Here is an 11,427-nt window from a genome sequence, read left to right on the forward strand (position 1 = left end):
TCAGGTCGAATGCTTCTTCAACAAACTCAAACGCTTCCGCAGGATCGCCTTGCGCTGCGAAAAGACACTGCCTGCCTTCATGGGCTTCGTCCACCTCGCCTGCGCCATGATCTGGCTACGTTAAATGCAGACAGAACCTAGAGCGGGTCAGGCCCGCCCGAAACCGCCCGGCCGGCGACCGAAGCCACCCGCCAGGGCATTTGCCACCGGCATCGGGCGTCGTTCGACCAGCGGATTAGACTCGCGCTCCAGCAGCGTCAGCGTCTGTTCGAACAGCGGACGCAGCCGTGCGACCTGCGCGATTGCCTGATCCGGGGTATCGCGGGTCTCGACACAGTCGCGCGCGATAGTCTCGATCGATTCGGCTAAAAGTGCGAGCGGCTCGGCGCCGAATTGCCGGGCTTCGCCCTTCAGCGTATGCGCCGGCAAGACCATTGCCGCCGCGCTGCCGCTGCGCATGGCGGCTTCGATCGCGGCCACGGACTTTACGCCATCCTCGCGGAAATAGCCGAGAATGCGGACGAATCCCGCGCCCAGCACACTGCGCGCCTGGGTGAAGGCGGTCCGATCGACCAGGGTGCTGCTGCCTTCGAACGACACGTCTATTTTCTCCTCCCGTCCGACCCAGCATCGCCGGAGAGGTTCGTCCGTCCGATCTACGCGCGTCTGGTAAACTTTGTGTTGCCGCCCTGTGGCCCGTCCGCATCGAACGGATTTTTCGGTGCACGCAACGTGAGGCGAACCGGGACCGCGCCGAAGCCCAGTTCCTTGCGCATCGAATTAACCAGATAGCGTTCGTAACTGGCCGGCAGGTGATCGACGCGCGTGCCGAAGATCACGAAGCTCGGCGGGCGCGACTTCACCTGGGTGACGTAGCGCATCTTGATCCGCTTGCCGCCCGGCGCAGGCGGCGGATTCGCCTCGATCGCGCGTTCGAACCAGCGGTTAAGCTCGCCGGTGCCGACCCGCTTGGACCATGCCTCGCGCGTGTCGAACGCCGCCTGGATCAGCTGGTCGATGCCCTTGCCGGTCGCGCCCGAGACGGTCATCACGGTCACGCCCTTGACCTGGCTCAGCCCGTCTTCGAGCGCCTTCTTGACGCCGTTGAACAGCGATGAGGCGTTTTCGGCTACGTCCCATTTGTTCAGCGCAATGACCAGCGCGCGGCCTTCTTCCAGCACGCGGTCGGCAATTCGCAGATCCTGCGCCTCCAGTCCGAGGGTTGCGTCCAGTAGCAGCACCACGACCTCGGCGAAATCGACCGCGTGGAGCGCGTCCGCAACCGACATCTTCTCCAATTTGTCCTGAACCTTGGCGCGCTTTCGCATGCCCGCGGTGTCGATCAGGCGGACGCGCCGGGCCTCGCCGCCCGCCGGTTCCCACAGCCAGTCGATCGAAATCGAATCGCGGGTAATCCCGGCTTCCGGCCCGGTTATCATCCGTTCCTCGCCGAGCATGCGGTTGACGAGGGTGGACTTGCCCGCGTTGGGACGACCGACGATCGCCAGTTTCAGGATCGCGTCGGGGCTGTCGTCCTCCTCCTCATCCTCCACCGGCTCGCGGTCGATGAAGGGTTGCAGCGCCTCGAAGAGGTCGCCGATTCCTTCGCCATGCTCGGCCGAGATCTGGACGGGATCGCCGAAGCCGAGCGCCAGCGCCTCCAGCACGCCCTGCTCGCCGCCGCGACCCTCGACCTTGTTGCAGGCGAGCACGATCGGGGTGGTCGATCCGCGCAGCCAGCGGCCGATCTCCTCGTCCATCGGCACCACGCCCGCGCGCGCATCGAGCAGGAACAGCGCGACATCGGCCTCCGCCACCGCGCTCTCGGTCTGGCGGCGCATCCGGCCGGGCAAGGTCTGCGCGTCGTGATCCTCGTAGCCCGCTGTGTCCATGACGCGAAAATCGACGCCGAGCAGGTGCGCGTCGCCCTCCCGCCGGTCGCGGGTCACGCCGGGGCGGTCGTCGACCAAGGCGAGTTTCTTGCCGACCAGGCGATTGAACAGCGTCGACTTGCCGACATTGGGACGGCCGATGATCGCGACCACGGGAAGTTTTGGCATGTGGTGCCCTTAGCGGAAGGCGGTAGCGCCGTCACCTCATACCCCTCTCCCCCGGGAGAGGGGTGAGTCGCGCAGCGGCGAGAGGTGAGGGCGGCCTCCGCCACCCCCCTCACCCTTCCGGCGCTACGCGCCTCCCTCCCTCTCCCGAAGGAGAGGGAGTTTTCATCAACGATAGGCCGAAATCCGGCCCTTCTGATCCAGCACGTAAAGCGTCGCATTGGCAACGATCGGCGGCAGGGTGAAGGGCACACCCGTTTCCACAGTCGATTGCACCGCGCCATCGCCGGGGTTGACCGACACGATCTCGCCGCGCGAGTTGGTCAGCACCAGGCGCCCGCCGGCCAGCACCGGACCGTACCAGGTGATCGCGTCAGATTTCTTCTTCTCGTTGCGGTAACGTGCCAGCTGCGCGATCCAGCGCGCCTTGCCGGTGCTGCGCGCCAGGCAGACCAGCCGCGCGTCGTCGGTGACCACGAACAGCCACTCGCCCGCGATCCACGGCGTCGAGATACCCGCGAAATTCTGCTCCCACAGCCGCTGGCCGGTCGACAGTTCGAGCGCGACCATGCGCCCCCCCTGCCCGACCGCATAGACGCGACCGCCGTCGATCACCGGGGACGCGTCGATATCCGCCAGGCTGGAAACCGAGGTCGAGATCGAGGTGCGCGACAGCGCATCCTGCCAGAGCACGCGACCATTCTCGTAGCGATAGGCGTTCAATTCGCCCGAGGAGAAGCCGGCGACGACCGATCCGGCGCTGGCCGCCGGCGCGGCGACGCCGAATACGCCCTGCGTTTCCAGTGTCGCCGACGCGTTCCACTGGACCTTGCCGTCGCCCTGCCCGATGGCGAACATCTGGTTGTCCTGGGTCAGCGCATAGACGTTGCCGTTCGCAACGCTGGGGCTGCCGCGGAGCGGTCCACCGGGCTTGGCGCGCCATTCGATCTTGCCATCGACGGCCGACAGCGCGACCACGTCGCCCAGACCGTCGGTCGCATACAGATGGCCGTCGTCATAGCTGACCCCACCGCCGAAGCGCGCCGGGCGATTGTCCTCGCCCTCAGGCAGCGGCGTCGTCCACAACGCGGCGCCGGTATCCGCGGCAAAGGCGTGGACGGTCGCATCGACGTCGATCACGAACAGCTTGTTGTCCGCGACGACCGGTGGCGCGGCGAGACGTTCGCGGTTCGAACCGCCGTTGATGACGGCGCTCCACGCACGCGCCGGGCTGGCGGCGAGCGCGAGGTGGCCCATCGACTTGGCCGCATTCCCGCCCGACTGGCTCCAGGCATCGTTGGGCGCGGCGGCGGGAAGCAGGACTTGAACGTCAGCGATGTCCTTGTCGGTCTCGACCGCATTTTCGGACATCAGGATCGGCACGCGATTGCCCACCGTCGGCGTGCGCTTCTGCCCGCCCTTGAATATGCCGCACGCGCTCAGCGCGATCAGGGCGGCCACCGCGGTTGCGCCGCGGAACTGCTTCATCATCGGGTCGTCCGTTCCTGTTTTGCTGGCACCGCGACGGCAGCGGGTGCAGCGGCGTTCAATACGCCCGCCATCTGAACCGCGCGTTGACGGAGCGATTCGGGCACCTGCTTGTCCGCGGCGATCCGCGCAAAGGTCTGCGCCGCATCCGTGCGACGTCCCATCTTCAGATAGGCCGCCCCGACCAGCTCGCCCGCGCTGCCCAGCCACGCGCCGCCCGGCACCGCCAGCGGCCGCAGACGGTCGATCACGACCTGCGGCTTCAAGGTATCGAATTCGGCGACCGTCTGGCGGATCAGCGCGAGATCGCGGAACGGCTGCGCGACCGATGCGTCCCCGGCCACTGCGGCGAACTTGGCCGCCGCACCCTTGAGATCATCCTTCTGGAGCAGGATATCGGCCTGGGTGAAGGCGGCTAGCGCGCGATACGCGCCCCGCGGCGACGCACTCAGCCCCGCCAGCGGTGCCGCGGCCCCGGTCTCGTTGCCCGCCGCCAGTGCATCATAAGCGGCCTGAAGCTGCTCGCCCTCTACCCCGGCCTGCTGGGTCTGGCGATGCTGCCAATAGAGCCACCCACCAAACGCAGCCAGACCCGCGACTATCGCCGCGATGACCCATAGCCCCCATTGCCGCCAGAACCGGCCGGCCCGATCGCGACGCAGTTCGTCATCGACTTCGCGGAAGAAGGCTTCGTTATTGACGGGTGTGACGGCCAAGACTGGCTCCGCAAAGGCTTAAGGAAAGCGCGCAGCCTTAGCCGCGCGCGCATGAAAACGGAAGCGCGGTCACTCCTTGGGGGCGTAGGTCTGGTCCGCGGTCGGGAAAGCACGGCTACGCACTTCGTCGGCGTAGCTTTCGGCCGCCGCCGAGATGCGGCCCGCAAGGTCGTCGTAGCGCTTCACGAACCGCGCCGTCCGTTCGAACAGTCCGAGCATGTCCTCGGCAACCAGCACCTGGCCGTCGCATTGCGCCGATGCGCCGATGCCGATCGTCGGGCACGACACGCCGTGCGTGATCGCGACCGCGATCGGCTCTACGACGCCTTCGATGACGACCGCGAAGGCACCTGCCTTGTCGAGCGCGATCGCGTCCGCCACGATCTTTTCGGCCTCCCCCGCCGTCCGCCCGCGTGCGCCGTAGCCGCCGAGCGCGTTGACCGCTTGGGGGGTCAGCCCGACATGACCCATGACCGGGATGCCGCGTTCGCTCAGGAAGCGCACTGTCGGCGCCATCGCGGCGCCGCCCTCCAGCTTCACCGCCGCCGCGCCGGTCTGCTTGAGCAGGAACGCCGCGCTTTCGAATGCCTTTTCGGGCGATGCCTCATAGCTGCCGAAGGGCATGTCGATGACGACGACCGCATGATAGCTGCCGCGCACGACAGCACCCCCGTGCGCGGCCATCATCTCCAGCGTCACCGGCACCGTCGAGGGCAATCCGTAGATGACCTGCCCCAGGCTGTCGCCGACCAGCAGCAGGTCGCAATACGGATCGAGCAGCTGGGCGGTCCGCACGGTATAGGCGGTGAGCATGACGAGCGGCGTCGCGCCCTTCTGCCGCCGGATCGCGGGCACGGTCAGCCGCTTCAGCGGAGACGGCGTGGGATTGGCGCGGCTGGTGCCGGCATCCATGGTGTAGGTGGTGGACATGCCCGACGTGTAGCGGCGACGCCTCAGCCGATCCAGCCACGCCGCGCCGCATGATCGGCCAGCCAGATCTGAAACGCGCCGATCAGCGCGATGAGCATCGGAAAGGTGACCGCGGTCGCAATGCCCTTGACCGCGATCAGATCGGTCGCGGCAAAGGTCCAGACGAACATCACCACCACCGCGACGAGCGAGGCGATGTAGAACAGCCGCGCGATCCGCCGGCGGAACGCGAGCAGCACGCTGCCGATCAGCCCCGACCAGACGGCGGCACCATAGACCGGCATGTACCATTCGGGCGCATTCTCATACAGCGACCGATCATAGGCACTCATCTGCGCGCGCGCGGCTGCGGACAGGCTCATGTAGAAGCCGAAGACGCCGGACAGACCCCACAGGATCAGCACCGCGGCGGCAACCCAGAACCAGACGGGTGGGCGCATGCGTGTCATGGATCGATCCTCCCTCGGGCCGCGGCGTGACCCGCGCGCCCGCCATATGCAAGGCTCAGCGCGCGAACAGCGCCGCGTAGCGCGCCGGATCGAACCCCAGTTCGATTCCATCGCCATGCACCAGCACCGGCCGCCTGATCGCGGAGGGATGCGCGATCATCAGCGTGATCGCCCGGTCACGGTCCAGCCCCGCCTTCGCCTCCTCCGGCAGCTTGCGAAAGGTCGTCCCGGCGCGGTTGAGGAGCCGCTCCCAACCCGCCTGATCCACCCAGCCGCCGAGCGTCGCGGCGTCGATGCCGCGCTTCTTGTAATCGTGAAACGCCACCGCGATCCCCGCGTCGGCCAGCCAGGCGCGTGCCTTCTTCATCGTGTCGCAATTGGCGATGCCGTAGATGGTCGGGGTCATTCGAATCCTCGGGCTTCGTAGGTATCGCGCGACGATAAGGGGTGCGGGCGGAAAAAGGTGCCCGGTTAGCCGACGTACATAGCTTGCCGTCAAGGGCGCTTTCTCGTTTGGCCTTCCCAGTCGGGATTGCTCAAGCCCCCTCCATCGGAGCTAACGCAATAGGGGTTCTACATCCACCAATGACACGTCGCGCATCTGGCGTAGGTACGCCTCATAATAGGGTTTGTGCGATGCGCCGACGATGGCGATCAATCTTGTTCCGGGCGCCCGGCCGAGAACTTCGCGGATGTTCGCCACCATACGGAGGTTCCGCGTCTCCCAATATGCGACATAGCGCCGCCCATGGGCCTGGGCGGACGGCTCGGTAAGCGCCGCCCCCCAGTCGGATTGATAGGCCTGAGCCGCTAAGGACGGGGCGTTGTACGCCCGGTACAGGTCGAGCAGACCATTCGGTCGTCCAATCGCCGCATAGAGTGCAGCTTCCGCAGCGATGCGCGCCTTGGTCGCCGGATTATCCCACGCGCGCTCCACGGCAGCGCCATAGGCCTTTTCGTCGATGGGTGCGCCCACGAACGATTGGTCATCGACGCTCCAGACACGCTCCAGCCCCGACCGGGCGGCAAGCTGCGCCGCGACCAGTTCCGTCTCGTTCTTCCTCGTAGTGCGAGCTTGCAGATCGGCCGCCAGTTCCTTCGTCAGGTCACCATCGGCCCGGCGCTCTGCAACCGGGAGTCGGAGCCACTGAACCGTCGCCGACGCCGGTTCTCCGGCGGCCAGGAAGACGAGGGCCAGACGGCGGCGCTGCGCGGGCGACGGCTTAGCAGGCCAGCTCGCCAACATCCGCTCGGCCTCCGTATTGGCGGCTGGAACGTCGAACCTGACCGCACGCCCGGCAGCGCCGGGATCATAGCAGTAGGTTTCGACCGCCTCTGCCTGCCGTTCGCGCTGGCGACGCATGGCATCGCATTGCAGGCCGGAAATGTTTTCGCTGGCGACAGCCGTCGGGCGCCATTTCACAAGGCGCTGGAGGAGCGGTTCAACCATTTCCGGCGTGAAGCTGGCTGGCAGCGTAGAAAGGTGCGGAGAACCGACGACAAGCACTTCATTGAGGCGACCGGCAGGGCGGTCTTCAAACGCATCGGGTCGAAAAGACGGCTGATAGCTCTGAGCGTTGACCATTCCCGCGCAACCTGCCGCAATCGCCAGAAGAGCTACTGTGCACCTCACCATCATGTCCAACCCCTACTGTGTTGCTCTACTAATACGGTCAGCGGAGCGTCGTCAATGGCCTGGCTGACGTGCATTGATCGCTCGCCCCTTTCGGATGCGAGACGCGGCCTCGAAGCGGAACACCTCTGCGCGCTCCGCGCCTCCGCGCGAAACACTCTTCGTCTGGCTGAGCGAGCCTCGTCGCCAGTCTGCGCCGGATATCGAGCCGTTCCATACGCGATAGCCTTGGTGTCATGGGGCCGACCGTTAGCGAAGCGCGTTGGGGAGCGTTATGACGGCCGCCATGACCCACCCCTTCTACGACCTCCACCGCCACGGCATGATCCGCGTCGCCGCCGCGACGCCTCCTGCCAGCGTCGGCGATTGCGCCGCCAATGCAGAGGCGACGATCGCCCTCGCGCGCCAGGCGCACGAACGCGGCGTCGATCTGGTCGTCTTTCCCGAACTGAACCTCACCAGCTATGCGATCGACGACCTCCATCTCCAGACCGCGCAGCAGCAGGCGACGCTGGCGGCGATCGCCGCGGTGGCAGAGGCGTCCGCGGCGCTCGATCCCGTGCTGCTCGTCGGCGCCGCGCTCCTGCGCAACGGCCGCCTGTATAATTGCGCGCTGGTGATCAAGCGCGGGCGCATCCTGGGCGTCGTTCCCAAGACCTTCCTGCCCAATTACCGCGAATATTACGAGAAGCGCTGGTTCGCGAGCGGCGCGGGGCTAACCGGGCTGGAAATCGCGCTCGGCGGCGTAGAAATTCCCTTCGGCACCGACCTGATCTTCGCCGCCGCCGACCTGCCCGGCTTCGTCTTCCATGCCGAGATCTGCGAGGATTATTGGGCGCCCACCCCGCCCTCCACCGCGGGTGCGCTTGGCGGTGCGCTGATCTGCTGCAACCTGTCCGCCTCCAACATCGTCATCGGCAAGGCGCGCGAGCGGATGATGCTGGCGGCGGCGCAGAGCGCGCGCGGCATCTGCGCCTATGTCTATTCGGCGGCCGGGATCGGCGAGAGCACCACCGATCTCGCCTGGGACGGCCAGGGCTTCGTCCATGAACTCGGGGAACTGCTCGCCGAATCGCGGCGCTTCTGCCGCGAACCCGAACTGGTCGTCGCCGATATCGACGTCGAGCGCCTCGCGCAGGAGCGCACCCGTGTCGGCACGTTCAACGACGCCGCCGTCGCCGCCGGCCACCCCGAGACGCGCTTCCGCCGCATCGGCTTCGTCCACGATGTGCCCGCGCGCGATATCGGCTTCGAACGCAGCGTGCGGCGCTTCCCCTTCGTCCCCAACGATCCCGTCAAGCGCGACGCCGATTGCTACGAGGCGTTCAACATCCAGGTCGAGGGGCTGGCGAAGCGCGTCGTCGCGGCGGGGGCGAAAAGGCTGGTGATCGGCGTGTCGGGCGGTCTCGATTCGACCCACGCGCTGATCGTTGCGGCCAAGGCGATGGACCGGCTGGAGCGCCCCCGCGCCGACATCCTTGGCTTCACCATGCCCGGCTTCGCGACCGGCGAAGGTACCAAAGGCAACGCCTGGGCGCTGATGCGCGCACTCGGCATCACCGGCGACGAGATCGACATCCGTCCCGCCGCGACCCGGATGCTGGAGGAGATGGACCATCCGTTCGGCAAGGGCGAACCAGTCTATGACGTGACGTTCGAGAACGTCCAGGCCGGCCTGCGCACCGATTATCTCTTTCGACTGGCGAACCAGCGCGAGGGGCTGGTGATCGGCACCGGCGACCTGTCCGAACTCGCGCTCGGCTGGTGCACCTATGGCGTCGGCGATCAGATGAGCCATTATGCGGTCAACGCGGGCGTGCCCAAGACCTTGATCCAGTTCCTGATTCGCTGGTGCATCCGCACCGAGCAATATGACGTAGCTACCGACGCGATACTGGCCGCGATCCTCGCGACGGAGATTTCGCCCGAACTGGTCCCGCCCGGTGAAGACGGCGCGATCCAGAGCACGCAGAGCAGGATCGGCCCCTATGCGCTCAACGACTTCTTCGCGCATTACGTCATCCGCCACGGGCTGGCGCCGTCGAAGATCGCCTTTCTCGCCTGGCATGCCTGGCGCGACGCCGCCGCCGGACGCTGGCCAGAGGACGTGCCCGACGCCGATCGGATCGCCTACGATCTGCCCACGATACGGCGATGGCTGGAGAGATTCCTCCATCGGTTCTTCACGACGAGCCAGTTCAAGCGGTCGGCGATCCCCAATGGCCCCAAGGTTTCGGCGGGGGGCGCCCTGTCGCCAAGGGGCGATTGGCGTGCACCATCGGATGGCAATTCAGCAACATGGCTGGACGAATTGCGGCGAAACGTGCCGTGATGCCGACACTTTTGTTGCATCCGGGCATCAACGCGCGCAAATGACGCGATGATGACACGTCCTCACCCGGATGGATCTCGCGACCTCCGGATCGAGGATCCTTCGAACCTCTGGCTGATCCACCCTGCGGGCCGCGCGCTGCTCCCGCATGCCGTGGCGCTCGGCATTTCCGCCAATGCGGTGTCGGTCGCCGGGCTTGTGCTCGGCGGCGTGGCGGCGGCATGCTTCGCGCAGTGGAGCGACTGGCGCTTCGCCATACTCGGGCTGATGTTTTCGGTCGGCTGGCTGATCGCCGACGGATTGGACGGCATGATCGCGCGCGCGACCGGCACCGCAAGCCCCGTCGGGCGGATGCTGGACGGATTGTGCGATCACGGCGTCTTTGCGCTGATCTACGTCACGCTGGCGTTCAGCATCGGCACCGGGCAGGCCTGGGCGCTCTCGGCGGCGGCGGGGATCGCGCATGCGGTGCAATCCAGCCTCTACGAAGGCGAGCGCACGCGTTTTCATCGCCGCGCGCGCGGCATTGCCCAGCCCGTACTGCCGACTGTCGAGGGCAATGCACTCGTCCGGCTGTACGACACGTTCGCGACGAGCCTGGACCGCGTCGCGCTGCGCTTCGAACGCCGCATGGCGCGCGACGAGGACACCGCCGCCTTTGGCCAACGCTATGCGCGCGCTGCGGCGCCGACGATGAAATGGATGGCCTGGCTCACCGCCAATGTCCGGGTCGAGGCGATCTTCCTCGCCTGCCTCCTGGGCGATCCGCAACTCTTCTGGGGGTTCGAGATCGTCGTCCTCTCCGCCGTCGCCGCGATCACGATCGCACGCCACCGCGCCGTCGAGCGGACGGTGTCGGGCGACGATATTTCGTTCCTCGCGGCCGGTGGTCGGATCGCGAGCATCATCACTACCAAGGAACAGGGTCACCGATGAATAGCAGCATCCGGATCGCCGTTGTGGGCATCGGCAACTGCGCGAGTTCGCTCGTCCAGGGGCTGGAGCATTACCGCGAAGGCACCAACGACGTCATCGGCCTCATGCACTGGGAAGTCGGCGGCTATCGCCCGTGCGACATCAAGGTGGTCGCGGCGTGGGACGTCGATGCGCGCAAGGTCGGCAAGGATGTGGCCGAGGCGATCTTCGCCAAGCCCAATTGCACCGCCGTCTTCGCCGCCAATGTGCCCGCGACCGGCACGATCGTGCGCATGGGCAAGGTGCTCGACGGCGTCGCCGAGCACATGGCGGACTTTAACGAGGATCGCACCTTCATCGTCGCCAACGATGCGCAGCCCACCAAGGACGAGGTGATCGCGCAGCTCCGCTCAAGCGGCGCGGACGTCCTGATGAACTATCTGCCGGTCGGCAGCCAGGAAGCGACCGAATTCTACGCCGAATGCGCGCTGGAAGCGGGCGTTGCGTTCGTGAACAACATCCCGGTGTTCATCGCGTCGAACCCAGTCTGGGCAAAGCGGTTCGAGGATGCCGGCGTCGCGATCATCGGCGACGACATCAAGGCGCAGCTCGGCGCGACGATCGTCCACCGGGTGCTGACCGACCTGTTCGCCAAGCGCGGCGTCAAGCTCGACCGGACCTATCAGCTCAACACCGGCGGCAACACCGACTTCCTCAACATGTCGAACCACCGCCGGCTCGAATCGAAGAAGATCTCGAAGACCGAAGCGGTGCAGTCGGTCGCGGCCGAGCGGCTCGACGACGACAACGTCCATATCGGGCCATCGGATTACGTGCCGTGGCAGAACGACAACAAGATCTGCTTCCTGCGCATGGAAGGCCAGCTGTTCGGCGGCGTGCCGATGAA

The 11,427-nt window shown here is 66.4% G+C and carries 11 protein-coding genes and 1 pseudogene; 4 read left to right on the plus strand and 8 right to left on the minus strand.

Translation table 11 applies throughout. The annotated features are described in order from the left end of the window. Positions 1 to 124: pseudogene (locus VF643_RS11955) on the plus strand (IS5/IS1182 family transposase); the annotation flags it as partial. Between the two features lie 23 nt (positions 125 to 147). Here VF643_RS11955 and VF643_RS11960 read toward each other — a convergent pair. From VF643_RS11960 to VF643_RS11995, 8 genes are all read right to left on the minus strand, one after another. Continuing rightward, entirely contained in the window at positions 148 to 600 is a 453-nt protein-coding gene (locus tag VF643_RS11960; protein ID WP_331043618.1) for an Hpt domain-containing protein, read from the minus strand. A gap of 56 nt (positions 601 to 656) precedes the next feature. Then, on the minus strand, positions 657 to 2,060 hold the full coding sequence (gene der, locus VF643_RS11965) for a ribosome biogenesis GTPase Der (RefSeq protein ID WP_331043619.1): 1,404 nt from the start codon (positions 2,058 to 2,060) through the stop codon (positions 657 to 659). Positions 2,061 to 2,225: 165 nt separating this feature from the next. Beyond that, positions 2,226 to 3,548: a PQQ-like beta-propeller repeat protein gene (locus VF643_RS11970; protein WP_331043620.1), complete on the minus strand. Its 1,323-nt coding sequence runs from the start codon at positions 3,546 to 3,548 to the stop codon at positions 2,226 to 2,228. Further along, positions 3,545 to 4,261, minus strand: coding sequence for a tetratricopeptide repeat protein (locus tag VF643_RS11975; RefSeq protein ID WP_331043621.1), 717 nt, complete (start codon positions 4,259 to 4,261; stop codon positions 3,545 to 3,547). Before VF643_RS11975 ends, VF643_RS11970 begins: the two co-directional genes overlap by 4 nt. Before the next feature lie 69 nt (positions 4,262 to 4,330). After that, positions 4,331 to 5,191 (minus strand): 3-methyl-2-oxobutanoate hydroxymethyltransferase, encoded by an 861-nt coding sequence (gene panB / locus VF643_RS11980; protein WP_331043622.1) that lies wholly within the window; start codon positions 5,189 to 5,191, stop codon positions 4,331 to 4,333. A 23-nt stretch (positions 5,192 to 5,214) separates the two neighbouring features. Continuing rightward, positions 5,215 to 5,640 carry a hypothetical protein gene (locus VF643_RS11985; RefSeq protein WP_331043623.1) on the minus strand — a complete coding sequence of 142 codons (426 nt, stop codon included), beginning with the start codon at positions 5,638 to 5,640 and terminating at the stop codon, positions 5,215 to 5,217. A 55-nt stretch (positions 5,641 to 5,695) separates the two neighbouring features. Further along, positions 5,696 to 6,046 carry an arsenate reductase gene (locus VF643_RS11990; RefSeq protein ID WP_331043624.1) on the minus strand — a complete coding sequence of 117 codons (351 nt, stop codon included), beginning with the start codon at positions 6,044 to 6,046 and terminating at the stop codon, positions 5,696 to 5,698. A gap of 150 nt (positions 6,047 to 6,196) precedes the next feature. Next, positions 6,197 to 7,225, minus strand: coding sequence for a DUF5694 domain-containing protein (locus VF643_RS11995; RefSeq protein WP_331043625.1), 1,029 nt, complete (start codon positions 7,223 to 7,225; stop codon positions 6,197 to 6,199). Between the two features lie 322 nt (positions 7,226 to 7,547). On the opposite strand from VF643_RS11995, the gene VF643_RS12000 reads away from it, so the two are divergent. The 3 genes from VF643_RS12000 to VF643_RS12010 form a co-directional block, all read left to right on the plus strand. Further along, complete coding sequence (locus VF643_RS12000) at positions 7,548 to 9,605, plus strand: NAD(+) synthase (RefSeq protein ID WP_331043626.1); 2,058 nt, start codon at positions 7,548 to 7,550, stop codon at positions 9,603 to 9,605. Between the two features lie 48 nt (positions 9,606 to 9,653). Continuing rightward, positions 9,654 to 10,541: a CDP-alcohol phosphatidyltransferase family protein gene (locus tag VF643_RS12005; protein ID WP_331043627.1), complete on the plus strand. Its 888-nt coding sequence runs from the start codon at positions 9,654 to 9,656 to the stop codon at positions 10,539 to 10,541. Continuing rightward, positions 10,538 to 11,427 (plus strand): inositol-3-phosphate synthase (locus VF643_RS12010; protein WP_331043628.1); only part of this gene is annotated, 890 nt, incomplete at its 3' end. The genes VF643_RS12005 and VF643_RS12010, both read left to right, overlap by 4 nt.

The sequence above is a fragment of the Sphingomonas sp. genome (assembly GCF_036387595.1).
In the GTDB taxonomy this organism is placed as follows: Bacteria; Pseudomonadota; Alphaproteobacteria; order Sphingomonadales; family Sphingomonadaceae; genus Sphingomonas.